General features: G+C 66.0%; 24 protein-coding genes. 8 read left to right on the forward strand and 16 right to left on the reverse strand.

Annotated features, from left to right (window positions below):
- Nucleotides 1–76: 76 nt before the first annotated feature.
- The 3 genes from QEP15_RS25120 (at nucleotide 77) to QEP15_RS25130 (ending at nucleotide 2,993) form a co-directional block, all read left to right on the forward strand.
- The gene (locus QEP15_RS25120) at nucleotides 77–646 is read left to right on the forward strand and encodes an SRPBCC family protein (protein ID WP_056327172.1); all 570 of its coding nucleotides are present in this window, start codon (nucleotides 77–79) and stop codon (nucleotides 644–646) included.
- Nucleotides 647–745: 99 nt separating this feature from the next.
- A complete protein-coding gene (locus QEP15_RS25125) occupies nucleotides 746–2,104 on the forward strand; it encodes an MFS transporter (RefSeq protein WP_193725339.1) in 1,359 nt (452 codons plus the stop codon).
- Nucleotides 2,105–2,117: 13 nt separating this feature from the next.
- Nucleotides 2,118–2,993, forward strand: coding sequence for a DMT family transporter (locus tag QEP15_RS25130; RefSeq protein WP_056327168.1), 876 nt, complete (start codon nucleotides 2,118–2,120; stop codon nucleotides 2,991–2,993).
- 8 nt (nucleotides 2,994–3,001) lie between these two features.
- Here the strand turns inward: QEP15_RS25130 and rfbC are convergent, their stop codons facing one another.
- The 15 genes from rfbC to QEP15_RS25205 form a co-directional block, all read right to left on the reverse strand.
- Nucleotides 3,002–3,547 carry a dTDP-4-dehydrorhamnose 3,5-epimerase gene (gene rfbC / locus QEP15_RS25135; protein ID WP_338077656.1) on the reverse strand — a complete coding sequence of 182 codons (546 nt, stop codon included), beginning with the start codon at nucleotides 3,545–3,547 and terminating at the stop codon, nucleotides 3,002–3,004.
- Between the two features lie 5 nt (nucleotides 3,548–3,552).
- A complete protein-coding gene (gene rfbA / locus QEP15_RS25140) occupies nucleotides 3,553–4,446 on the reverse strand; it encodes a glucose-1-phosphate thymidylyltransferase RfbA (protein ID WP_142052271.1) in 894 nt (297 codons plus the stop codon).
- Complete coding sequence (rfbB, locus tag QEP15_RS25145) at nucleotides 4,443–5,495, reverse strand: dTDP-glucose 4,6-dehydratase (protein ID WP_152382971.1); 1,053 nt, start codon at nucleotides 5,493–5,495, stop codon at nucleotides 4,443–4,445. Before rfbB ends, rfbA begins: the two co-directional genes overlap by 4 nt.
- A 71-nt stretch (nucleotides 5,496–5,566) precedes the next feature.
- A complete protein-coding gene (clsB, locus tag QEP15_RS25150; protein WP_056327161.1) occupies nucleotides 5,567–6,778 on the reverse strand; it encodes a cardiolipin synthase ClsB in 1,212 nt (403 codons plus the stop codon).
- On the reverse strand, nucleotides 6,775–7,638 hold the full coding sequence (locus tag QEP15_RS25155; protein WP_056327159.1) for an endonuclease/exonuclease/phosphatase family protein: 864 nt from the start codon (nucleotides 7,636–7,638) through the stop codon (nucleotides 6,775–6,777). The genes clsB and QEP15_RS25155 overlap by 4 nt, the downstream gene beginning before the upstream one ends.
- A gap of 246 nt (nucleotides 7,639–7,884) precedes the next feature.
- Nucleotides 7,885–9,672 carry an aspartate--tRNA ligase gene (gene aspS / locus QEP15_RS25160; RefSeq protein ID WP_175156962.1) on the reverse strand — a complete coding sequence of 596 codons (1,788 nt, stop codon included), beginning with the start codon at nucleotides 9,670–9,672 and terminating at the stop codon, nucleotides 7,885–7,887.
- A gap of 36 nt (nucleotides 9,673–9,708) precedes the next feature.
- On the reverse strand, nucleotides 9,709–10,374 hold the full coding sequence (locus QEP15_RS25165) for a DUF502 domain-containing protein (RefSeq protein WP_370638990.1): 666 nt from the start codon (nucleotides 10,372–10,374) through the stop codon (nucleotides 9,709–9,711).
- Between the two features lie 16 nt (nucleotides 10,375–10,390).
- Nucleotides 10,391–10,714, reverse strand: a complete 324-nt coding sequence (locus QEP15_RS25170) for an FmdB family zinc ribbon protein (RefSeq protein ID WP_056327154.1) — start codon at nucleotides 10,712–10,714, stop codon at nucleotides 10,391–10,393.
- A 205-nt stretch (nucleotides 10,715–10,919) separates the two neighbouring features.
- Nucleotides 10,920–12,203, reverse strand: a complete 1,284-nt coding sequence (locus tag QEP15_RS25175; protein WP_217618377.1) for a putative Na+/H+ antiporter — start codon at nucleotides 12,201–12,203, stop codon at nucleotides 10,920–10,922.
- A 124-nt stretch (nucleotides 12,204–12,327) separates the two neighbouring features.
- The gene (locus QEP15_RS25180) at nucleotides 12,328–13,224 is read right to left on the reverse strand and encodes a DUF6999 family protein (RefSeq protein ID WP_056327150.1); all 897 of its coding nucleotides are present in this window, start codon (nucleotides 13,222–13,224) and stop codon (nucleotides 12,328–12,330) included.
- Nucleotides 13,221–15,146 (reverse strand): iron-containing redox enzyme family protein, encoded by a 1,926-nt coding sequence (locus QEP15_RS25185; protein WP_262760667.1) that lies wholly within the window; start codon nucleotides 15,144–15,146, stop codon nucleotides 13,221–13,223. Before QEP15_RS25185 ends, QEP15_RS25180 begins: the two co-directional genes overlap by 4 nt.
- A 35-nt stretch (nucleotides 15,147–15,181) precedes the next feature.
- Entirely contained in the window at nucleotides 15,182–16,090 is a 909-nt protein-coding gene (locus QEP15_RS25190) for a fatty acid desaturase (protein ID WP_152382976.1), read from the reverse strand.
- A complete protein-coding gene (locus tag QEP15_RS25195; RefSeq protein WP_056327145.1) occupies nucleotides 16,090–16,875 on the reverse strand; it encodes a sterol desaturase family protein in 786 nt (261 codons plus the stop codon). The genes QEP15_RS25190 and QEP15_RS25195 overlap by 1 nt, the downstream gene beginning before the upstream one ends.
- A gap of 101 nt (nucleotides 16,876–16,976) precedes the next feature.
- On the reverse strand, nucleotides 16,977–17,891 hold the full coding sequence (gene dapA / locus QEP15_RS25200; protein WP_152382977.1) for a 4-hydroxy-tetrahydrodipicolinate synthase: 915 nt from the start codon (nucleotides 17,889–17,891) through the stop codon (nucleotides 16,977–16,979).
- A 344-nt stretch (nucleotides 17,892–18,235) separates the two neighbouring features.
- Nucleotides 18,236–18,721, reverse strand: a complete 486-nt coding sequence (locus QEP15_RS25205) for a GAF domain-containing protein (protein ID WP_142052253.1) — start codon at nucleotides 18,719–18,721, stop codon at nucleotides 18,236–18,238.
- A gap of 143 nt (nucleotides 18,722–18,864) precedes the next feature.
- On the opposite strand from QEP15_RS25205, the gene QEP15_RS25210 reads away from it, so the two are divergent.
- From QEP15_RS25210 to QEP15_RS25230, 5 genes are all read left to right on the forward strand, one after another.
- Nucleotides 18,865–20,061, forward strand: coding sequence for an aminotransferase-like domain-containing protein (locus tag QEP15_RS25210; RefSeq protein WP_152382979.1), 1,197 nt, complete (start codon nucleotides 18,865–18,867; stop codon nucleotides 20,059–20,061).
- Between the two features lie 119 nt (nucleotides 20,062–20,180).
- Complete coding sequence (ubiA, locus tag QEP15_RS25215; RefSeq protein ID WP_152382980.1) at nucleotides 20,181–21,107, forward strand: 4-hydroxybenzoate octaprenyltransferase; 927 nt, start codon at nucleotides 20,181–20,183, stop codon at nucleotides 21,105–21,107.
- Between the two features lie 116 nt (nucleotides 21,108–21,223).
- Nucleotides 21,224–21,628: a DUF1090 domain-containing protein gene (locus QEP15_RS25220; protein ID WP_152382981.1), complete on the forward strand. Its 405-nt coding sequence runs from the start codon at nucleotides 21,224–21,226 to the stop codon at nucleotides 21,626–21,628.
- Nucleotides 21,629–21,988: 360 nt separating this feature from the next.
- Entirely contained in the window at nucleotides 21,989–22,384 is a 396-nt protein-coding gene (locus tag QEP15_RS25225) for a DUF4148 domain-containing protein (protein WP_082586414.1), read from the forward strand.
- Nucleotides 22,385–22,588: 204 nt separating this feature from the next.
- Nucleotides 22,589–23,707, forward strand: coding sequence for a saccharopine dehydrogenase family protein (locus QEP15_RS25230; RefSeq protein WP_152382982.1), 1,119 nt, complete (start codon nucleotides 22,589–22,591; stop codon nucleotides 23,705–23,707).
- Nucleotides 23,708–23,753: 46 nt separating this feature from the next.
- On the opposite strand, the gene glcC is transcribed toward QEP15_RS25230, so the two are convergent.
- Nucleotides 23,754–24,518 carry a transcriptional regulator GlcC gene (glcC, locus tag QEP15_RS25235; RefSeq protein WP_056327127.1) on the reverse strand — a complete coding sequence of 255 codons (765 nt, stop codon included), beginning with the start codon at nucleotides 24,516–24,518 and terminating at the stop codon, nucleotides 23,754–23,756.
- Nucleotides 24,519–24,522: the final 4 nt, after the last annotated feature.

Below are 24,522 nucleotides of genomic sequence, written 5' to 3' on the forward strand. Positions count from 1 at the left end.
TGCCGCCGTCTCGTGGCTATTTTCTCCAGACCGGTCCACAATGGATTCACAACACTGTTGGAACAGGGAGACAGCCATGCGCATTGCCGATGCCCAATGGATTCCTTCGACGCAGCACCAGACCTGGGATGCGTTGACCGACCCGCGAGTGTTACAGAAGTGCATTCCGGGGTGTGTGGAAGTCGCGATGCGCAGCCCGACCGAGTACGCGGTCACGCTGCGCGCCAAGATCGCCGGTATCGACACCGACTACGACGGTGAGATCCTGCTCTCCGATGTCAACGCCCCGAACAGCTGCACGCTGGTGTTCGAAGGCAAGGGGCGAGCCGCCTGCCTGGCGATCGGCACGGCGCAGGTCAACCTGACCACCAAGGACGAGGGCACCCGCGTGGCCTACACCGTTGCCGGCATGGCAGGCGGCAAGCTGGGCGAGTGCGGGGAAGGCGTGCTCCTGAAGGCCGCCGAGAAAATCGTCGACAAGTTCTTCACTGCCTTCATCGACCACATGGCGGCCCAGCCGCGTCTGGCGCCCCCGCCACCGCCGCCCGAACCCGAACCGCGGGGCCTGTCCAATTCCCGCTGGTCCTGGATGCTGGTCGTATTGGTGATCGCCGTATTCTGGGGATACCACGCTTTTTACAAGTGATAACCCTAGGGTGCCGGTGATATCCTAGGCGGCATGACTCCGCCGCCGCCACCCGCTCAGCCAGCCACTGATCCCGCACGTTCAAGACGGGACTTGCTGATGGCGATGGCGGGGGTGTCGGCCACCGTTGTGCTTGCCGCCCTGGATTCCACCATCATCAGCACCACGCTGCCGCGCGTGGCCGAGGCCCTGAACGGCATGGCGCTGTACGCCTGGGTCGGCACGGGCTATCTGCTTGCCACGGCGGCTTCCATCCTGATCTTCGGCCGGCTTGGCGACATGTTTGGCCGCAAGCCCCTGATGCTGGTGTCGGTGCTCATCATCGCGCTTGGCTCCATTGCCTGTGGCCTGGCGCAGTCCATGACGCAGCTGATCGTGTTCCGCACCCTGCAGGGGGTGGGCGGCGGCATGATGATCGCCACCGCCTTTGCCGCGCCGGCGGACCTGTTTCCCGACGCCAAGCAGCGGGTCAGATGGATGGCGCTGGTGTCCGCCGCTTTCGCCATGGCCAGCGGCATCGGTCCAGTGCTGGGCGGCGCGGCCACGCAGGCCCTGGGATGGCGCGCCGCGTTCTTCATCTCGCCCATCGCGGCCGCGGGCGCCTTTTTCCTCCTGGCGCGTTATTTCCCGCGCATCCGGCCCATCCATGACGGCAGCCGCAAGATCGACTGGCTTGGCGCCATCCTGCTCGTGCTGGCCGTGGGCGCGCCGCTGGCCGCGCTGGAGCTAGCCTTTGCCAGCGGCGAACACGCGCACCCGATCCTTGGGCTGACGCTGGCGCTGGTCGGCGCCGCCGCCATCGCCATCCTGATTCCCACCGAGCGCCGCGTGAAGTCACCCATCTTCCCGCTGCGCGTGCTCTCGGGTCGCGAACCGCGCCTGCTGAACGTGGCGGCGATGATGGTCGGCGCGGTGATGTTCATCCTGATCTTCTACAGCCCGCTGCTGCTGCAACAGGTGCTGGGCTACACGCCCAGCCAGGCGGGACTGCTGCTGACGCCGCTGGTGGCCGCGATCTCGGTGGGCAGCATCATCAACGGCCGGATGTTTCCCAAGCAGACCGAACCGCAGCGCCTGATGGTGTTCGGCGGCGTCCTGCTGGCGGCCGGATCGCTGATGGTGCTGCTGATTTCGCCAGGCACGTCGGCGTGGTGGATTCTTGGCGCATTCTTCGTCAACGGCTGTGCACTGGGCTTTCTGCTGCCCAACCTGACGCTTTTCATGCAGATGCTCAGCGAACGGCGCGACGTGGGCGTCGCCTCGGCGCTGGTGCAGACGACGCGCGCCATCGGCAGCGCGCTGGGCACCGCCGTGGTCGGCATCCTGATTTCCCACAGCACGGTGCTCTCGGGCGTGCGCACCGGCCTGATCCTGTGTATTTTCCTCTCCCTCACGTGCGCGGTGCTGGCGCACCGGGTGAAGATGAGAAACCTGGTCACGAGCCGCAGCCACGGTTGATTCAGAGCTGAACATGCAACGCCGCGATCTGCAGGACCTGTTGATTCTAGCCGCCGTCTGGGGCGGCTCTTTTCTTTTCATGCGTGTCGCCGTGCCGGAGTTCGGGCCGGTGGCGCTCATCGAACTGCGCGTGGGACTGGCCGCGCTCTTTCTCCTGCCCGCCGCGATCTGGCGCAACAAGCTGCCCTTGATCGCGCGCCGCTGGAAAGCCATTCTCGTGGTCGGCACCTTGAATGCCGCGCTGCCCTTCCTGCTTTACGCGTACGCCGCCCAGTCGTTGGGCGCGGGCTTTTTGTCCGTCGCCAACGCCGTGACGCCAGTGTGGGGCGCCGTGATCGGCTGGCTGTGGCTGAAAGACCGGTTGCCGTGGACGCGCTCGCTGGGACTGCTGATCGGTCTGTCCGGCATCGTGGTGCTGGTCTGGGACAAGCTCGACTTCCAATCCGGCGGCACGGGCTTTGCCGTGCTCGCCGCCGTCTCCGCGCCCGTCTTCTACGGCGTTGCCGCAAACTGGACGAAGCGGTTCCTGACAGGAGTGGACCCCTTGACCAGCGCAACGGGCAGCATGGTGTCGGCGGCATTGGTCCTGCTGCCCGCGGCCGTGGCCACCTGGCCGCAACAGCCGGTGTCCTGGGAGGCCTGGGGCGCGACGGTCCTGCTTGCCGTCGTGTGCACCGGCGCCGCGTACATCGTGTTCTTCCGGCTGATCGCCAACGTGGGCCCGACCGGCGCGGTCAGTGTCACGTTCCTGGTTCCCATCTTCGGGGTGGTCTGGGGCGCGTGGTTCCTGGACGAAGCCATCACCGCGCCCATCCTCGCGGGCGCGGGCATCATTCTTGTCGGCACCGCGCTGGCGTTGGGACTGGTCGGAATGAAGCGTCCCCGCTGAACGCCCGGTCAGGCCGGCGCCATCCGCGGCGCTTGCGCCAGGGCAAGACCTCGCCGGTCGTTGTCGGACAATATCGGTTCGGCCTGCACCGGCCAGGCAATCGCAATCGCCGGGTCATTCCACATCACGCATTGCTGATGCGCCGGCAGGTACGGCGCGGTCGTCTTGTAGACCACATTGGCGTATTCGGACAGCACCAGGAATCCGTGCGCAAAGCCTTCGGGCACCCAGAGCTGGCGCAGGTTCTCCGACGACAGGATCTCGCTCGTCCATTGGCCGAACGTGGGCGATCCTTCCCGCATATCGACCGCGACATCGAAGATCTCGCCTTCCGTGACGCGCACCAGCTTGCCCTGCGGTTGCAGCGTCTGATAATGCAGGCCGCGCAGGACATGGCGCCGCGAGTGCGACTGGTTATCCTGCAGAAAGCGGACCGGCCGGCCGGCTACCGCGTCAAAGACCGATTGCACATAGGTCTCGACGAAATAGCCGCGGTCGTCCTGGTGCATCACGGGATCGATGCGCAGGACCTCGGGTATGGACAAGGGCGTCACGCGCATCAATGAGGCAGCCGGGTAAGCAGGTTCATCAGGTACTGGCCATAGCCGCTTTTGACCAGCGGACGGGCCAGCGTTTCCAGTTGCGCCGCGTCGATCCAGCGCTTACGGAATGCGATCTCTTCAGGGCATGCCACCTTCAAGCCTTGCCGGCGTTCAAGCGTCGCGATGAACTGCGATGCATCGAGCAGGCTATCGTGCGTGCCCGTATCCAGCCACGCATGCCCTCGTCCCATGATTTCGACGTTGAGCGCCCCGAGTTCCAGGTACGCCTGATTCACGTCGGTGATTTCCAGCTCGTTGCGCGCGGACGGACGGATCTGGCGCGCCAGGTCGATCACCCGATTGTCGTAGAAATACAGTCCAGTCACTGCGTAGTTCGATTTGGGCGACGCGGGCTTTTCCTCGATACGCAGCGCGTTGCCGTGCGCGTCGAACTCGACCACGCCGTAGCGTTGCGGATCCTGGACATGATAGGCAAAGATGGTGGCGCCCGCCTGACGCGCCATGGCGCCGGCAAGCAGCTGGTGAAAATCGTGCCCGTAGAAAAGGTTGTCGCCCAGCACCAGCGCGCAGGGCGCCTGCCCGATGAAGTCCGCCCCGATCAGAAACGCCTGCGCCAGGCCTTCGGGCGCCGGCTGCACCGCGTATTCCAGCGACAGGCCCCATTGCCCGCCGTCGCCCAGCAACTGCCGGAACCGCGGCAGGTCGTCGGGGGTGGAGATGATCAGGATCTCGCGTATGCCGGCCAGCATCAGCGTGGTGAGCGGGTAATAGATCATGGGTTTGTCGTAGACGGGCATGAGCTGCTTGCTGACCGCCAGCGTCGCGGGATGCAGCCGCGTGCCCGACCCGCCCGCCAGGATGATCCCCTTGCGCGCGCCCGTTGCCGTCATGGCGCATCTCCTTCGGCCGGGCGCGCGTGCCCTGCCCCATCACGCAGCCACTGCGGATGATCCAGATACCACCGGACGGTCTTTTCCAGGCCCGAGGCAAACGTTTCGGCGGGCTGCCAACCCAACGCCTGCCGCGCCTTGTGCGCATCGATGGCGTAGCGGCGATCGTGGCCGGGCCGGTCGGCGACCAGCGCGATCAGGCCGCGGTACGGCCTGCCATCGGGCCGCGGCCGCAAGACATCCAGCAAGGCGCACACCGCCTCGACGACCTGCAGCGTGGTGCGCTCGTTACCCGCGCCCAGGTTGTAGGTTTCGCCGGGCCGGCCGCGTTCCAGCACCTTGCGCAAGCCGTCGCAATGGTCGGCGACATACAGCCAGTCGCGCGCGTGCAGGCCATCTCCGTAAACGGGCAGTGGCTTGCCCGCCAGCGCGTGATGGATCATCAGGGGAATCAGCTTTTCGGGAAACTGCCGAGGGCCGAAATTGTTCGAACAGTGCGTCATGAGCACCGGCAGTCCGTAGGTCTGCGCCCACGCGCGCACCAGATGGTCCCCGCCCGCCTTGCTGGCGGCGTAGGGATTGTTGGGCTGGTAGGGGCTGGTTTCGGTAAAGCCCGGATCGGATGGCGCCAGCGAGCCGTAGACCTCGTCCGTCGACACATGCAGGAACCGGAATGCATCGCGCGCGGCGCCGTCCAGTTCACTCCAGAACGTGCGGGCGGCTTCCAGCAAACCGAACGTGCCGCCGACGTTGGTCCTGACGAAATTGCCAGCGCCCGCGATCGAACGGTCGACATGGGTTTCGGCGGCAAAATTGATGATGGCGCGCGGACGATGCTGGCGCAGCACCTCGGTCACCCGATGCGTGTCGGCGATGTCCGCCACGACCAGCACATGGCGCGCGTCGTGCGCCAGGCTACCCAGATTGGCGCGGTTGCCGGCGTAGGTCAGCTTGTCCAGATTGACGACCGTCTCATCGCCAAGCGCCAGCCAATCCAGCACGAAGTTGGATCCGATGAACCCGGCGCCTCCGGTGACGAGAATGCTCATTGCGTTGTGCCTGATCGGAGGGCAGGCCTCCAAAGCGGGTAGTTTACTGCCGCGACGGGGTGCGCCCGTGCTCAGTATTTGTCCGACGTTCCCGTGAACGCCACGCCGATCCGCAAGAGCGCGTAGGACGCCGCGTCGATCCAACGCCGCACGAATCCCCGGCGCTGATAGTCCAGCGGCCGGATGAAGCGCCCGCCCTCGCGGATGGCGGTTTCCAGGCGTTCTTGCAGGTCCCACGCGAACGGCTGGCTGTCGACCACGACGTTGGCCTCGCGCGCCAGCAGCAGGCTGAAGGGGTCCAGGTTGGACGAGCCCACGGTGGCCACGTTGTCGATCACCGCGACCTTGGCGTGCAGGTAACCCGGCATGTACTCGTAGATCTCGATGCCGTCGCGCAAAAGCTTGTCGTACAGCGAACGCGTGGCGTGGTACTGCATCCGGTACTCGACCTTGCCCTGCAAGAGCAGGCGCACCCGCACGCCGCGGGCCGCGGCCTTGGCCAGCGCGCGGCGAAAGCGCACGCCGGGAAAGAAATAGGCATTGGCGATCAGGATGTCGCGGCGCGCGCGCGAAATGCCGAACAGATAGGCGCGCTCGAACGTGCGCCGAAAGCGCAGGTTGTCGCGCAGCACCAGCGCGGCACGCAGCATGCCGCCTGGCGGCGCGGGAACGTCGCGCGGCTTGAGCAGCTGCAGGCGATGCCAGTCGCGCGGATGGCGCCGCAGACGCGCCCAGTTCAGGCGCACCCACAACAGTTCCTGCGCGTGGGCCGCCTGCGTGACCAGCGGGCCTTCGACCTGCACGGCGAAATCGAACCGCGGTCCCGTCAGGCCGTCGGTCGGATCCAGATCGTCGTAGTCGTCGATGACGTTGATGCCGCCGATGAACGCCATGCGGCCATCGATGATCGTGACCTTGCGATGCAGGCGCCGCAGGCGGCTGCGCGACGGCACGTACCGCGCAAACCAGCGCGGCTCAGGCCGGAAGATGCGGCACTGCGCGCCTGCATTGGTCAGCGCGACCCGCACGCGCTCGCCATGCAAGGCGCTGCCAAACCCATCCAGCACCACGCGCACCTTCACGCCACGGCGCGCGGCCGCCGCCAGGCACTCCAGCACCTTCGCGCCGGTGCGGTCGATCATGAAGATGTAGGTTTCCAGATGCACGCTCACGGTGGCGGCATCGATCGCCGCGCACAGCGCGGGAAAGAAGTCGGCGCCATTCTGGAGCAGACGGATATCGTTGCCCGGCACCCATTCCAGCCTGTCCTGCTCGTCCTTCACGGGAGTTCCAGCTCCGCGAGCAAGGGGGAGTGATCGGACAGCTTGGCCCATTCGCGGCCGCGCAGCACGCGGGCGCTGCGCACCGCGAAGCCGCGCTGGTAGATGCGGTCCAGGCGGAACCAGGGAAACACCGCCGGGAACGTTCGCGGCGGCGGAGCGAGCAACGAACTTCCCCCCATGCCAAGCTGGTTAGTCCGCTCCATGACCGAGACGCCGCTATTGGGCAATCCGCGCAAGGCGTTGGACAACCGCTTGACCGAGTCGCGCAGGCGCGGCAGATCGCCGCCATGGCTGCGCGGGGCATGCGAGAACACTTCGTACAACCCGAGCTGCTGCACGAACATCGGCGCCAGCCTGTCGTTCCAGTCGTTGAAATCGCCGGCGATCAGGATGGGCTCGCCATCGGGCACCATGCGCTTGATGCGCTCGGTCAGCGCCAGGATCTGGCGGCTGCGGCTGCCGGCGAACAGGCCCAGATGCACCACGAAGCAATGCACGGCACGATCCCCGACCTCGACGCGCGCGTGCAGAAGTCCACGCTGCTCGAGACGGTGATCGGAAATGTCGAGATTTTCGTGGTCGATGATGGGATAGCGCGAGAGCAGCGCGTTGCCATGATCGGTGGCATGGCGCACGGCGTTGCGGCCGTAGGCCACATCCAGCCGCAAGGCCGCGGCAAGGGATTCGTGCTGCGCGTCGAGCAGCGACTTATGCTCGTTGCGGCCCTGGACTTCCTGCAGGAAGACCAGATCTGGGCGCAGGCCATACAGGCCCAGGCGAAGTTCATTCAGGGAGTCGCGCCGGCCTAGTGCCGAACGGCCCTTGTGTATGTTGTAGCTGACGACTCGGATGAGCGACATGGAAGCAATGGCGCCTTTCAAATCTTGGGAACTGCCGGCCGGGTCCCGGAAGGTCCTCTGGCCAGCCGCCGCCGTGGTTGGCGGCGTTAGCCAGATTACTCCATTTCAGCCGGCCGTCCCATCTTTGCGACAGCGTGAGCTCGGCACCGGTGTCTGACACCCGCGCGAGAGGCCCTTCAATCCGAGAGCCCCGCACCTGGGTGTCAGACACCCGCTTCCGAAGCGCCAAGGACGCTTCGGAAGTGGTTACGCCTTTTCGACGTTGCGCAGGCGGATGTGCAGCTCGCGCAGTTGCTTCTCGTCGACTTCCGAAGGCGCTTGCGTCAGCAGATCCTGGGCGCGCTGCGTCTTCGGGAAGGCAATCACGTCGCGGATCGATTCGGCGCCGGTCATCATGGTGACGATGCGGTCCAGGCCGAAGGCGATGCCGCCGTGCGGAGGCGCGCCGTACTGCAGCGCGTCCAGCAGGTAGCCGAACTTCTCGCGGGCTTCCTCGGCGCCGATCTTCAGCGCGCGGAACACCTTGCTCTGCACTTCCTCGCGGTGGATACGGACCGAGCCGCCACCGATTTCCCAGCCGTTCAGCACCATGTCGTAGGCCTTGGCGAACGCCTTGCTGGGATCGGATTCCAGGAAGTCTTCGTGGCCGTCCTTGGGGCTGGTGAACGGGTGGTGGGCGGCGGTGTAGCGGCCGTCTTCCTCGTCGTATTCGAACATCGGGAAGTCGACCACCCACAGCGGCTTCCAGCCGGCCGTGAACAGACCCGTCTTCTTGCCGAATTCGCTGTGGCCGATCTTCACGCGCAGCGCGCCGATGGCGTCGTTGACGACCTTCTCGCGGTCCGCGCCAAAGAAGATGATGTCGCCGTCCTGGGCGCCGGTGCGCTTGACCAGTTCAGCCAGCGCGGCGTCGTGCAGGTTCTTGACGATGGGCGATTGCAGGCCATCACGACCCTTGGCCACGTCGTTGACCTTGATGTAGGCCAGGCCCTTGGCGCCGTAGATGCCGACGAACTGCGTGTAGGCGTCGATCTCGCTGCGCGACATCTCGGCGCCGCCCGGCACGCGCAGGGCGACCACACGGCTGCCGGGCGCCGTGGCGGCGGCGGCAAACACCTTGAAGTCCACGTCGCGCATCACGTCGGTGATGTCGGTGAACTCGAGTTGCACGCGCAGATCGGGCTTGTCCGAGCCGTAGCGGCGCATCGCTTCGGTCCAGGGCATGATCGGGAACGGCGACGGCAGGTCGACGCCCTGCACCACCTTGAACACGTGGCGGATCAGGTTCTCGAAGATCTCGCGGATTTCGATCTCGTTCAGGAACGAGGTTTCGCAATCGATCTGGGTGAATTCCGGCTGACGGTCGGCACGCAGGTCTTCGTCGCGGAAGCACTTGGTGATCTGGTAGTAACGGTCAAAGCCCGACACCATCAGCATCTGCTTGAACAGCTGCGGCGACTGCGGCAGCGCGAAGAAGTGGCCGGCGTTCACACGCGAGGGCACCAGGTAGTCGCGCGCGCCTTCGGGCGTGCTCTTGGCCAGCATCGGGGTTTCGATGTCGATGAAGCCCAGCTCGTCCAGGAACTTGCGGGTTTCGATGGACACGCGGTAGCGCAGCATCAGGTTGCGCTGCATCTGCGGGCGGCGCAGGTCCAGCACGCGGTGCGTGAGGCGGGTGGTTTCCGACAGGTTGTCGTCGTCCAGCTGGAACGGCGGGGTGACCGACGCGTTCAGGATCTCGACTTCCTTGCAGAGCACTTCGACTTCGCCGGAGGCCAGTTCGGCGTTGGCCGTGCCCGCCGGACGCTCGCGCACCAGGCCGGTGACGCGGATGCAGAATTCATTGCGCAGGCGCTCGGCGGTGGCGAAGGCGGCGTTGTCCGGATCGAACACGATCTGCGCCAGGCCCGCGCGGTCGCGCAGGTCGATGAAGATGACCCCGCCGTGGTCGCGGCGGCGGTTCACCCAGCCGTACAGGGTGACGGTCTGGCCGAGATGGTCACGGCAAACCTGGCCGGTGTAGCAGGTACGCATGCGGGATGACTCCGTTGTGTGCTTGGTGTTTAAGGGTTACGAATCGGCGCGGGGTGCGTCCTGCACGCCCGGCGCCGGAGAGAGCGCAGCCGGCCGGACCACGGGCGTTGCCGCCGGGGCCGGGGCGACTACGCCCATGGAAACGATGTACTTCAGGGCCGCGTCCACGCTCATCTGAAGGTCGATCACCTCGGCGCGAGGCACCATCAGGAAAAAGCCGGACGTGGGGTTGGGCGTCGTCGGCACGTACACGCTGATGTGGTCGCCAGGCAGGCTGTCGGCCACTTCACCGCTGGGCGTGCCGGTGACGAAAGCGATGGTCCAGGCCCCCGCGCGCGGATACTGCACCAGCACCGCGCGGCGAAACGCCTGTCCGTTGGGGGCAAGCACGGTATCGCTGACCTGCTTGACCGAGTTGTAGATGGAGCGCACGAGCGGGATGCGGCCCAGCAGGCTTTCCCACTGGTCGACCATCGTGCGGCCGATCAGGTTGGCGGCGAACACGCCCGTCAGAAGCACCACCGCGATCACCAGGACGAAGCGGAAACCGGGAATGTCCAGGCCGAACAGCGATTCGGAGGACAGAAAGCCAGGCACGAACCCTTCCAGGGTGGCGACCAGCAGCCCCAGTACCCACACCGTGATGACCAGGGGAACCCAGATCAACAGCCCGGTGATGAAGTACTTCTTGATGACGCGCATTCGCATCGCGAGCGCTCTAGGAGGCGGCGCTGCCGGCAGCAGGCGCCGCCGGGGCGGGCGTGGCTGCCGGCGCCGCGGCAGGCGCGGCGGCGGATGCGGCGCTTTCAGCCGGGGCTGACGCGCCCGCGGGCGCTGCGCCCTGGCTGCCGCCGCTGCCGTTGCCACGGAAGTCCGTGACATACCAGCCGGAGCCCTTGAGCTGGAATCCAGCCGCGGTCACCTGCTTGGAGAACGTGCTTTGACCGCATTCGGGGCATTCCGAAAGCGGCGCGTCAGAGATCTTCTGCAAGACGTCTTTGGCATGGCCGCAGGCGCTGCACTTGTAGGCATAGATGGGCATCGAGGACTCCCAGGCGAAAAGCCGGGCATATCAAAATCGGCCTGCCGCCGCGCGCGGGCGCGGGGCGCGGCCGCTGGGCCAGGCTAGAAAAATACGGGAAAGTCTTGAATTTTAGCGGTTTTTCATAAAGCGTCGGAGTCCGGCCCGGCCTGCAGGCCCCGGGCCCCGCCCGGGGGGCAGACCGCCCGGGCAGGCGGGCGGCTCCCTACACCGGCAGCAGGAACATCACGGCCGCCACCAGGGTCGGTCCCAGGGCGCACAGGAACAGGCGCCCGGACGAGATGCTGCCGTCCGGGAAATGGTTCTTCAGGATCGCGAAGCCGGCCGGGTTCGGCGCATTGGCGATCACCGTCAGCCCGCCGCCCGTGACGGCGCCGGCAACCAGCATGTAACGCCAGGCCTCGCTGGTGCCCTCCACGAGCGAACCCAGGTAGGTGAGCGCCGCGTTGTCGGTAATGGCCGTGAGCGCGGTCGCGCCCCAGAACAGGACGAAGGGCTCCAGCCCTCCCAAGAGGTCCTGCAGCCACCATTTCTGCAGTCCGCCCAGCACCACGAGTCCGGCCAGGAAGAAGCCCACCATCAGGCCCTCCTTGATCATCAGGCGGTCCTGGTGGCGCTTGTAGGCCTCGGAGAACCCGATGAACATCATCAACAGGCCCAGGAAAATGGCCGGATGATGCGCAGTCAGCACGATGGCGATGAGGAACACCAGGTGCACCGCGATCACGATGGCCGGCACCGGCGCGCGCTTGCCCGCGCCATCCGGCGCATCGACGCCGCCACGCGTGCCCACCGCGCCTTCCAGCAGCGCCTTGCGGCAGATGAACGTCAGCAGCCCCGCATTGAGGCAGACCGCCAGCGCCGCGCGCCAGCCGAAGTGCTGGAGCATGAACGCCGAATCCCAGCCGAACGTGCCCGCCACCATCAGGACGGGCGGCGCCGCGTAGGACGTCAGCACGCCGCCGATGGACACGTTCACGAACAGCACGCCAAGCGTCAGGTACTTGAAACCGGCCCGGCCGCTGCTGCGGAAGTAGGCGTCGCGCAGCAGGATCGCGGCCAGCGTCATCGCGGCCGGTTCGGTGATGAACGAGCCGCCCAGCGGCACCATGGCCATCACGACGAAGAAGGTGGACAGCTCGCGCGGCATGGGCAGGGCTCGCGCAACGATGCGCACCAGCAGCCCCACCAGTTCAAGAATCGGCCGGCTGGCCGCCACGACCATGATGACGAAGACGAACAGCGGCTCCGTGAAGTTGCGCGTGTCCATGTAGTCGATGGCGGTCGCCGGCCCGGCCAGCGCGGCCATGGTCACGATCAGCGCGAACGCCCAGACGCCGAAGACGGCCTCGACCTCGGAGAACAGATGCCAGAAGCCCGCGTGCGGCCCCCCTCGATGCGCGAGCCGCGCGAAGAAGGGAACCGAGAAAGTATGGAGGACCGCCACGGCGAACAGGATGGTGGCGATGACCTCTAGCGTCTGAGGCATTTGCGGCATTTCCTAGGGTGCCGGGCGGCTACGGGCGCCGCCGGGCTTGTCGGACAAGCGTCGCAATATAGCCCAGCGCCCGGCCGGTGTAACGCAGGGTCAACACTGATCCCTGCCGCCTTTTCTACGCGATCGGGGCCGGCGGCTCGGCGCCCGCCTGCGCCGCCTTCATCTCCATCAGCAGGCTGTGCAGCATTTCCGTCGAAAGCCCGTGCAGCACCAGCCGGTAGCCCGCGCGCAGCGTGGACATCGGCACCAGCGGATGGTTGTTGTTGACCAGGATGAGGTGCTGCGGGGCCCCCAGCAGCTTGGCCGCATAGATGCCCACGGTCTCGTCAAGCTGAAGCGAATTGGCCGCGCGCCAGAAATCGTTGTCGGTCAGCAAAAGCTGGTAAAGCGGCGTGAACAGCTCGATGGCGCTTTGCAGGTCCAGGAAGTTCAGCTTGCCCTGCGGCATGTCCTCCAGCCGGATCGGCGGATCGCGCAGCATCGAATAGTCCACCGTCTGCGGGGCATGCATCTCCACGCCCGCGTCGCGCAGCGCCTGGTTCAGCCGGATGACGAAGTTAAAGAGGTTCAGGTCGTGCTTGACGAACAGGTCGTCCTTCAGATCGTCGATCGTCATCGGCTCAAGCGGCGTCGTGCTGATGGGCACCGGCGAGTTCGCGGCGATGAACGACAGCGCCTGCGCCCCCAGATGGAAGTGCCGCAAAATCAGCCAGTTCGCCTCGGGCGACACGAAGCGCTTCAAGCCCCAGGCCAGGATGCGGTGCAGCAGCCGCGAATGCGACCAGCGGCGCGGCAGGAACGTCTTGACGATCTGGATCAGGATGATGAAGGCGCGCGCGATCGGCCGCAGGAACGGCAGCAGGTATTGCCGCGACGCGCAGCTGGAATCCGTCAGCCACGCTTTCTTGACCTTGTCCGGCAGCGGCGTGCTGCGATCCAGGTAAAGGGCCAGCCAGGGGCTGGGGTCTGCCGGATCGTGTTCCCGGGCAAGGAATTCGGGTTCCTTCTTCATGCCGCATCCGCCTCCATCACATGATGAAACTGCATCAGGTAAAGCGCCGCCGTACGGCGCGCGGTGTCGACAATGCGCTGTTCGGCGCGCCCATCCTCGTCGCAATCGAGCGCCAGTTCCACCGCCGACAGCCACCGCGCCAGATGGTGCTCATCGTTGTGGCCGTGGTATTCCAGGAAGCGGAAGGCGTCGGGCGGCAGTTTCAGGCTGGCCTTGAGCAGCGGCAAGAGCGCAGGCACGATGCGTTGCCCCGTGCCTTCGATGATGTAGATCGCGCCCAAGAGTCCGATGGGGTCGCGCGTGGCGGCCAGGCTGTGCAGATAGGCGTTCAGCGCTTCGCCGCCCGGATTGCGGCGCAAGGCGTCGATGCTGTCCACCGCGCCGCCGGCGTTGCGATAGTCCTGGAACAGGATCTGGAAGTCGTTCTGCTCCTCGCCCGCGTGCATGTCGATCAGCGCGGCCAGCGGCGCGTATTGCTCGGACAGCGACGCGGCGCCCTCGCGCATCCACTTACTGCCTTCGCGCACCTGCGGAATCCAGTTCTCCATCCACGCCAGGTAGTCCGCGGTCTGGAACTGCCGGTTGCGCAGACGCCGGATCACCGGCGTGCGCCATACGCGAGAGCGGTAGTCGTGCCAGATCGCCGCCAGCTCGGTCAAGAGTTGTCCCAGGCCCTGCGGCGCCATGTCGGGATCATGCGGCGGCGCGATCGCGTCGGCATCGGCGGACCCGGCATCCTCGCGCGCGGCCGCGGCGGGCGCACCGGCAGCCACTGCGGGCGTTGCGTGCACCGCTTCGGCTTCCAGCAGCATGTAGGCCGCCATGAAGCGTCCGGATTCGGGGATGTAGCAGAAGATCTGCTCGCCGGGCTTGACCTCGCGCGTCTCCAGGAACTCGGCCAGCATGATCATGATGGATGCCGCGCCGGTGTTGCCGCGCCACGCCAGGTTGCTGAACCAGCGCTCGCGCGGGATAACCAGCCCGGCCTTCTCCATCAGGTCTTCCACAACGGGAATGAATTTCTCGGACGAGTAATGGCACAGGAAATGATCGACCTGGTCCGGATCCACCCATCCGTCGCGCACCAGCTTGGCGTACTCGTGGATGCCGATGTCGAACAGATGCGGCAAAAGGCGGATGTCCTGGCGCAGCGACAGCGCACCGTCAGTCTCGGCCTCATTCCACGAAGGGTAGTCCAGATGCCCCTTGCTCCGGTCGGCGGACAGCCCGAGCTGCATGCACACCGGATAGTCGCCCGAGAACGAGCGCTGATGCACCCACTTCAGGCGCAGCCGCACGCCCTGCGAGGCGCCGGGCAGCGGCCGTCCGCTGTTGCCCAGCAACACCGCGCCGGCCCCGTCCGACAGCATCCAGCGCAGGAAGTGCGCGTCGAAGTCCGCGTCGTAGCCGCGCGCGGCAAAGCGCGAGCGCTTGAACAGGCGCGACGGCAATTCGCTGGCGACCGCCAGCGCGCTGGCATGCGCGCCCAGTTCCACGCCTTGCGCGGCCGCCTGGATCGCCGACACACCCGCGGCGCAGATGCCATGCACCGACAGCGTTTCCATGGGCGGCGCGGCCAGCTCGCCCTGGATCATGTTGGAAAACCCCGGCATCAGCGCATCGCCCCCGGACGAACCGCTGGCCAGCATCGATATGGCCGACAGGTCGGTGTCGTGGCGCCGCAGGCAATCGCGGATGGCGTTGGCCGCCAGCTGCGCATTGGAAAACACGGTCGCGCCCTCGGGGTCGATGGCGTAGTAGCGCTGCTTGATGCCGTTCTCGGCCAGGATGCGGGTCTTGATCCGGCTGGACATGCGGTTCAGCGGGGCGATGTAGTCATCCATGGCCTCGTTGGACACGGGCTCGCCCGGCATGAAATAACCGGCGCTCTCCAGGTAGACACGATGAAACGCAATGGGCATGACGGATCTCTGGTTAGAAAAGGGGGAGTGCGGCGCTAGCGGACGTGCTCGGGCGCCATGCAGGAACGGCTGCGAAACCTGGGGACGAAGGCGCCCAGCACGAACACGCGGAACATGTAGGGCGCGAGGCCGCGCTCATTCAATTCGGCGCGCACGCGGCCGCGGTAGTGGTCGCGATGCAGGCGGGTCAGTTCGGACCAGTGCGCGCGCGGGTGCTCGTGGTGCGCAGTGTGCAGGCCGATGTTAAAGAGCAGCGGATTGACCAGCCCCTCGAAATTGCGCGCATAGTTCAGGCCCGCCACCTGCCGCGGCCCGCCGTCCGCGTGCGCGTGCTGCAGATAGTTGGTGGCCAGCAGCCAATGCAGGCCGTGAAGCTGCGGCACGATCACGAACACCAGCGCCTTGGCAGGATTCACGGCGATGAGACCGGCCCACAGGCCCAGCCACGCGCCGTACTGCGCCATGCAATAGCGCCAGGCGCCTGGCCAGTGCCGGCGCAACCGGCCCAGCCACGCAAAGAACAACGGATACAGCACCCAGGCCGCCTGCACCGGATGGATGAGGTAGCCCCACAGATGGTTGGTATCGCCGCCAAACCGATAGGTGCGCGCCACATCGCGCGCGCCGTGCTTGAAGCGGTGGTGATTGGCGACGTGGGCCGGGTAGAACACGAACGTCGGATGGCCCTGCAGCAATGTGATCCAGAAATCGGTGACGCGGTTGGCGCGGCGGCCGCGCCACATCCTCAAGTGCGTGTGATTGTGATGGATGACGCCGATGCCCAGCGTCAGGAACAGCATCAGCGCGTAGGCCGGCCACCAGAACCCGTGGAACCACTGCCAGCCGGCAAGCAGGGGCAGCGCGGCCAGGTAGGCCAGGCTCTGCCAATCGCGCCGATTGCGCAGCGCGGGGAGCGTGCGCCGCGGGCCCAAGCTTGGCGCCACTATGCGGAGCCTCGCAGGCCCGCGCCGGACTCGCGCTGGCGGTGCGCCTGCAACTGGCGTTCGGCGGCGTCCGCCCCCAGCCGCGTGCGGAACAGGCGATCCATGAAGGTGAACTGGAAGCCGTAGTTGCCGTTGTAGCAGGCATGGTGCAGATGGTGCCGGCGGCTGGCGGCAAACCAGTGCGCGTACGACACCTTGGGAAAGAAATCGTAGTTGGCGTGACCGATGCAATTGAAGAACAGGCTGAACAGCGGCACCGACAGCAGCGACCAGAAGCTGAAATCATGCACCACCATCGGCAAGAGGATCACGTTGCCCAGCATCAGCGCCTCGATGGGATGGAAGCTGTAGGTCGAGAACGGCGTGGTCACGACCGAACGGTGGTGCGGCAGGTGAAAGCGGCGCAGCAGCCGCGTATGCAGCAGCCGGTGGTTGATCCAGAAATGCACGTCGTTCCAGGCCACGAGCGCCAGGATTTCCAGCACGATCTGCTGCCAGCTCGCGTCCGGGTCAAGGCGCGCCCAACCCAGTTGCAAGAGGCCCCACGGGAAGATCATGCCGGTGCCGAACAGCAGGATCGACAGACCCGACTGCGCCAGCTCGCGCCGCAGCTGTCCCGGCGCCAGGGGCCGCGGATCGAGCGGCCGGCCCAGGCCAAGGGCCGGCAGGATGTGCCGCGTCAGCAGCCAAGTGGCCGCGCCAAAGACCAGGTAGATGCCGCCGAAAAAGAGCAGCCCCGCCAGCATGACCTGCCAGGCGGACAAGGCTTCAAAAGCTTGGCCCATGAAGGTTTTGTTTCACCCCGAAGAATGGCCGCATCATAAGCAATCCGTCAGCTTCCCGGTAGGGCAAGTATTACCAATTGAATCCGGACGCCACAAAGCGCTCATGCCGCGCGCAGCGCCGGTCCACCCGCCGGAAACCGACGATCCAGCGCATCCACCGCGGCATCCAGCTGCGCCGCGAGCGCCGCGCTGGCCGGCAACATGGGCAGACGCAATTCGTTCGACAGCAGCCCCTGGCGGGCAAGTTGCGCCTTCAGCGGCCCCGGATTCGGCTCGCCGAACGTCAGCCGGATCACCGGCGCCAACGCATGAAACAGGGTCCTGGCTTCGTCAAGCCGCTGCGCCCGCACCGCGCGGTGCATGGCCACGAAAAGATCGGGACGCACGTGCGCGGCGGCAGCGATCATGCCTGTGGCCCCCAGGCACATTGCGGACAGCGACTGCAGGTCTTCGCCCGCCAGCACGTTCATCTGACCATCGGCAATCAGCGCCACCGTCTTTTCCAGGGATCCGCCGCAGTCCTTGATGGCGGCGATATTCGGGTGCGCCGCCAGCGTCAGCAGCGTGGACGTGTCCAGCGTGGTGCCGGTCCGGTACGGAATGTCGTAGAGCACCAGCGGAAACCGCGAGGCATCGGCCAGGCAGCGGAAGTAGGCGGCGGCGCCTTCCTGGCCCGCGCGCACGTAATACGGCGCGGGCGCCAGGATGCCGGCCAGCGGCCGCGTGCCGAAGGCCGACAGCCGCTGCAGCACATGGCCCTGGTGATTGCCGGCCAGTCCCATCACGATGGGCAGCGGGCCGGCTTCGGCCAGCACCGCGTCCAGCACGGCGAGCTGCTCGGCATCGTCCAGGGCCGCCGCCTCGCCGGTGCTGCCACACACGACCAGGCCGTCCACGCCCGCCGCCAGATAGTGACGCACGAGGCGGCGCAGGGCTCCGCCGTCGACATGGCCGCCCGAAAACGGCGTGACCAGGGGCACCCAGACACCCTGGAACAGAGATTGATTCGATTGCATGAGAACACTCCTTCGTATGGACCGTTGGGGGACCGTACAGAAGTGCTCGGGATATCAGTGGGGGTGCGCGCGGGTGCGCCAAAGCGCTGCCGGCAGGCCGCTGTTCCGTCGCCCATCTGACGGAACAGCATGCTCCGGTCAGATGAGCGGCTGTTTTTTGGATTTCAGGCCGGCGGCAGCCAGCACCACGCCAAGGGCGCGGAGGTGGCTAGCAGTCTGGTGGGCCTGATGAATCATGAATGAGCGGGGACGCGATAGGCGGCGGATGCAGCAATCTACCGGGCGGGCGCGGCGGTGTCAACGACAGGCATTTCCGGCCGAATCCGGTGGCCGCGGGAGGGCAATCAGCCGAGCGTCGCGAGGAACACCTGGCACAGCGCTTCCATGCCCTTGCGGTCGTCTTCGTCGAAGCGGTCCGGCACGGGGCTGTCCACGTCCCACACGCCAATCAGTTCGCCCCGGTGCACCAGCGGCACCACGATTTCCGAACGCGAAGCCGCGTCGCAGGCGATGTGGCCGGGGAAGGCATGCACGTCCGGCACGAGCTGCGTCTGGCGCTGGCTGGCCGCCGCGCCGCAGACGCCGCGATCAAGCGGAATGCGCACGCAGGCGGGCTTGCCCTGGAAGGGGCCCAGCACCAGTTCCGTGCCGTCGAAGAAATAAAACCCCACCCAGTTCAGTTCGGGCAGGGCCTGGAACGCCAGCGCGCTCAGGTTCGCGGCGTTGGCGATGCGGTCGGGCTCGCCTTGCAGCAGCGCACGCGCCTGGACGGCCAGTTCGGCATACAGGGCGGCTTTGGACTCGGCGACGATGGGAGCGGCTTCGAACATGGAATGTAACTGTACAGGCGGTTATCGATGCAGGTGATTTTAGGGGTTCCCCCCGATAAAGGGGCCGGGCTGTTACCGTATGGGACAATACTTTGTTGTCAACCGTATCACCCGACCCACCCTTCTTGATCAAGAAGCACTCCATGGACAAGCCTATCGAACCTGCGTTTTCCTTTTCGGAACGCGCCCTGCAACTCACCAGCTCCGCCATCCGCGAGATTCTCAAGGTCACCGAGCGCCCCGAAGTCATTTCGTTCGCAGGCGGTCTGCCCGCGCCCGGCGGCTTTCCGGTAGAAGTGGTGCGTGCGGCATTCGACAAGGTCCTGTCCACCAACGGCCGCGCGGCCCTGCAATACGGCCCCACCGAAGGTTATGCGCCCCTGCGCAAGTGGGTCGCCGATGAACTGACCGCGTCCGGCGCCGACGTCGCCCCCGACCAGGTCCTCATCGTCTCCGGCTCGCAGCAGGCGCTGGATCTGCTGGGCAAGGTGCTCATCGACAAGGACAGCAAGGTGCTGGTCGAAGACCCGAGCTATCTGGGCGCGCTGCAATCGTTCAGCCTGTACCAGCCGAACTTCGTGCCGGTGCCCACCGACGAAGGCGGCCTGATCCCCGAAGCGATCACGCCCGAACTGGCCGAAGGCGCCCGCTTCCTGTACGCCCTGCCCAACTTCCAGAACCCGACGGGCCGCACGCTCAACCTGGAACGCCGCATCGCGCTGGTCAAGCGCGCCGCCGAACTGGGCCTGACCATCGTCGAGGACGATCCCTACGGCGAACTGCGTTACGCCGGCGAGCCGCAGCCCGGCCTGATCGCGCTTGCCAAGGAATACGGCGCGAACGTCGTCCGCCTGGGCACGTTCTCCAAGGTGCTGGCGCCGGGCCTGCGCCTGGGCTACATCGTTGGCGGCCGCGCCCTGATCAACAAGCTGGTGCAGGCCAAGCAGGCCACGGACCTGCACACGCCCACGCTGACCCAGATGGCCGTGTACGAAATCGTCAAGGACGGCTTCCTGGCCGAACATCTGCCGAACGTGCGCGAGATCTACCGCGCGCAGGGCAGCTGCATGCTGGACGCCATCCAGAAGGAATTCCCGTCCACCGTCACCTGGACCAAGCCGGAAGGCGGCATGTTCATCTGGCTGACGCTGCCCGAGCACATCGACAGCACCAAGCTGCTCGAAAAAGCCATCGCGCAGAACGTGGCCTTCGTGCCCGGCGCGCCGTTCTACAGCGGCGAAGGCAAGCGCAACACGCTGCGCCTCAGTTTCGCGACCGTGCCGGAAGACAAGATCCGCACCGGCATCGCCATCCTGGGCAAGCTGCTGAAGGCGGAATGACAACGTCCGCGGCCGTCCCCGAAGGGGCGGCGCGGATGCGTTGATCACCGATCGGCCGGGCGCAGCGCCCGGCCGTTGTTTTATGCTGTCGGCTTTCCCGACCTCTTTTGACCGAGACAGTGAGCGCTTCGCAACCTTCCCCCGCCGACCTCAGTGACATCGTCTTCACCGACTGGGTCGAACGCTGGCTTCCGAAGTCATGGCGTCCCTATGCCCGCCTGTGCCGCCTGGACCGCCCCATCGGCACCTGGCTGACCCTGCTGCCGGCGATCGCCGCGCTGGTCCAGGCCGCGGGCGGCCTGCCCGACTTCAAACGCCTCATCGTGTTCTCGCTGGGCGCGTTGCTCATGCGCGGCATCGGCTGCACCGTCAACGACATGTGCGACCGCAACTTCGACAAGCACGTCGAACGCACGCGCTTCCGTCCGCTGACCAGCGGCCAGCTGACGATGAAGAACGCCATCTGGTTCCTGCTCGGCCAGCTGCTGGTCTGCGGCTCGCTGCTCTTTTTCCTGAACGACATGAGCCGCTGGCTGGCCGTGGCGGTCCTGCCCTTCGTCTTCATCTATCCGCTGTGCAAGCGCGTCACGTACTGGCCGCAGGTCGTGCTGGGCATCTGCTTTAACTGGGGCATGCTCATGGCCTGGTCGGACACGCAGAACCATGTGCCGCTTGCCGCCATCGCCATGTGGATGGGCGCCGTGCTGTGGCAGGTAGGCTACGACAGCATCTACGCCTACGTGGACGTGCGCGACGATCGCAGCCTGGGCCTGCACTCGACCGCCATGCGCTTTGGCGACCAGGGCAAGCTCTGGATCGGCGGTTTCTACGTGGGCACGGTGCTGTTGTGGGCCTGGGGCGGGCATGCGATGGGCCTGTCGTGGGCCTATCAGGTGGGCATGATCGCCGTGGCGGCGCACCTCGCGTGGCAATTGAAAGTCTTCGACATTCAGCGCCCCGATCGTAACTTCATGCTCTTTCGCGCCAACCTGTGGCTGGGCGCGCTGCTTGTCGTGGCCGCGCTGGCGGGTGCGCTGATCCGCTGATCCCCAGCAAACGCCACGGCGCCCGGCCGTGGCGTTTGCCGCTTCGGCCCGCCTGTTTGCGGGATTGCCGCGCGCGGGCGATGATGGCCTTTCCGCCCACGTCACGGAGTCACCGCATGCCCGCATCGTTCAAATCCCTGACTGTCGCCGCCGCCGCGTGCGCCCTCTTTGCCGCATTGCCGGCGCAGGCCGCCACCGACTGCGCACCGCTGCGCGGTTGCGCGGCCAAGTTCTGCCACATCGAAAACGACATCGCCGCCGCGCAGGCGCAGAACAACACACGCCGCGAGGCGGGTCTGCGCAAGGCGCTGTCCGAGGCCAAGGCAAGCTGCACCGACAGCCGCCTGCAATCGCAGCGCGAGGCCGACGTGCGCGAGAAGCAATCCAAGGTCACTGAGCGCGAGCAGGAGCTGAAAGAGGCCAAGGCCAAGGGCAAACAGGACAAGATCGACAAGGCCCAGCGCAAACTCGAAGAAGCGCAGGCCGAATACAACGACGCACTGGCCGATCTGAACCGCTGATCCGCCGCAGTCTGCTGGCCAGGGCGGCTCGCCGCGCTGGCCACCTCCTTCCGGCCGACTTCCGGCCATCTCCTTCTGGCCGACTTCTGGCCCCCCTCCCCCTGTCTTCGCTGCACCCGCCAGCCCCCGGCGCGCTGCCGGAAATCTGACACGTCATCCCATGGAAATATCGCCACCCATGGCGCCAACATGGACAATCCATGTCGATTAGCCATGATTATGGAAAGATGTTTTCAAGGAATAAGGGTTTATCCCAGGGTTGTTTAGGCACAGAATGCCTCTCATCGGGACACAGCAAGCGAGCCCAGGCAATCAGGTCTGAGGCTCGAATCCCAAGCTCACAAGACTCGGAGGTCTGCCATGAAAACCCTTGCTACCGCATTGATGTTGTCCATGTCCGTTCTGGCCGCCGGCGCCCAAGCCGCCGAAGCCGACCAAGCCACCACCCGCGCTCAGGTTCAAGCCGAGCTGCAACAAGCCAAGGTTTCGGGCCAATACACCTTTGGCGAAGAAGGCTACCCCGCCCCCATCGCCCAGCGCAGCAGCCTGACCTCGCAGCAAGTGCAAGCTGAACTGGCCCAGGCCAAGAACGCCGGCCAGGTCACCTTCGGCAACATGGACTACCCGCCCGTCGCGGCTTCGGCTTCCGCCTCGACGCTGACCCGCGCCCAAGTTGAATCGCAACTGGCGCAAGCCAAGACCGAAGGCCTGGTGACCTTCGGCAACATGGACTATCCCCCCCACCTGGGCAGCTGATCCACGGGCCGCGCCGGCCGTGAATCACAACCAGGCAGCCCTCTGGCCACAAGCCAGAGGGCTTTTTGTTTGACGTTTCGACAGATAAATAAGTCATAACGACGTTACTTAAAACCGATTCGACATTTTTGCTGCTACAAATCGACAGCACTCCCGCATAGGATTGAGGCCACTTCCCTTCCCTCTCATTGCAGGAGCAGCATCATGTCCACGCACACCAAACCCATCGTTCTGCTGGGCGCCGGAAAAATCGGTTTCGCGATCGCGCTGATGCTGGAACGCAGCGGCGATTATTCGGTTCTGGTCGCGGACCAGGACGCTGGCCGCCTTGCCGTGCTGGCTGAACTGGGCTGCGAAACGCGACAGGTAAGCGACGACGCCGGCGTGGCCCGCTGCATTGAAGGCGCTTACGCCGTGGTCAATGCGCTGCCCTTTCATCGCGCAGTCGCGGTGGCGGGCCTATGTGCCAAGGCCGGCGTGCATTACTTCGACCTCACCGAAGACGTCGCCAGCACGCATGCGATCCAGGCGCTGGCCAGCGAAGCGCGCAGCGTGCTCATGCCGCAATGCGGCCTGGCGCCCGGCTTCATCGGCATCGTCGGCAATGCGCTGGCGCGCCGCTTCGACACCCTGCTGGACCTGCGGATGCGGGTCGGCGCACTGCCGCGCTATCCCTCCAACAGCCTGCGCTACAACCTGACGTGGAGCACCGAAGGGCTCATCAACGAATACTGCAATCCGTGCGAGGCCATCGTCGACGGACAATTGACCAGCGTGTCCGCATTGGAAGGCTACGAAACCTTTGCGCTGGACGGCGTCGAATACGAGGCCTTCAACACCTCGGGCGGCCTGGGCACCCTGCCCGCCACGCTGCTGGGCCGCGCCCGCAACGTCGACTACAAGTCGGTGCGCTATCCCGGTCATTGCAGCATCATGAAGCTGCTGCTCAATGACCTGCGCCTGCGCGATCGCCGCGATCTGCTCAAGGACATCTTCGAGTCGGCCATCCCCACCACCGAGCAGGACGTGATCGTCATCCAGGCATCGGCCTCCGGCTATCGGCATGGCCGCCTGGAAGAAGAGTCGTATCCGATCCGCGTGTTCGGCGCCGAGGTGGACGGCCATCGGCTCAGCGCGATCCAGCTGTCCACCGCTGCCGGCATCTGCGCCGCGCTCGATCTGGTGGCGCACGGGGTGCTGGCGCAGCAGGGCTTTGTGGGACAAGAGGCCATTGGTCTGGACGCGCTGCTCACCAACCGCTTCGGCCGCATCTATGCGGGCAAGCCCCTGGCGCTGGCCGGCTGCGCGGTAGCCGACCGCTAGCGGTTCCGGGGCCGCACGCGCGCCCCCCGCTTTCGTGCGTGCGGCGTTACGTCCAGCCTTCCAGGCGCAGCGTCGCACGCACCAGGCGCTGTTCTTCCTGCTCGATGTCCGCCAGGCTCTGGCGCACGCTATCCACATGGTCCGCCGCCGCCTTGCGGGCCTGCTCGGGCTGGCGCCCGATCACGGCATTGAAAAGCCGCGTGTGCTGCCGGTCGATCTGCCGCTTTTCCGGTTCGCGGTGATACAGGTTGTTCACGCAGGCGAACACCGACCCCAGCAGCAGATCCGTCAGCGATTGCAGCGTATGCACCAGCACGGGATTGTGCGAGGCCTCGCAGATCGCCAGATGAAAGGCGTGATCCAGATGCGCGTGCGTGGCAGTGTCGGTCGCGGCGCCCTGCGCGGACACCATCTCGTCATATCGGCGCCGGATCATGATGAAATCCGCCTCGGTTCCGCGAATGGCCGCCAGCCGCGCCGATTCGGCCTCCAGCAACGACCGCACTTCCAGCAGGTCATACAGCGTGCGCGGCTGCGAATTGAACAGATGCATCAGCGGGCCGGCGTCCACCTTCGAGATTTGCGCCACGAACGAGCCCTTGCCTTGCGCGGTGTGGATGATCTCGCGCGCGCGCAGTAGCTTCAGGCCCTCGCGCAGCGCCGTGCGCGACACGCCCAGCTTTTCGGTCAGGCGCCGCTCGGACGGCAGGGCCTGTCCCGCCTTGAGCACGCCATCCAGGATCAGGCGCTCTATCCGTTCGGCGACTTCATCGGCCACCTGACGGGGCTTTTCTTCGATTTCCGCGTGCATGCAA

The sequence above is a fragment of the Achromobacter mucicolens genome (assembly GCF_029866465.1).
GTDB lineage: Bacteria > Pseudomonadota > Gammaproteobacteria > Burkholderiales > Burkholderiaceae_B > Achromobacter > Achromobacter mucicolens.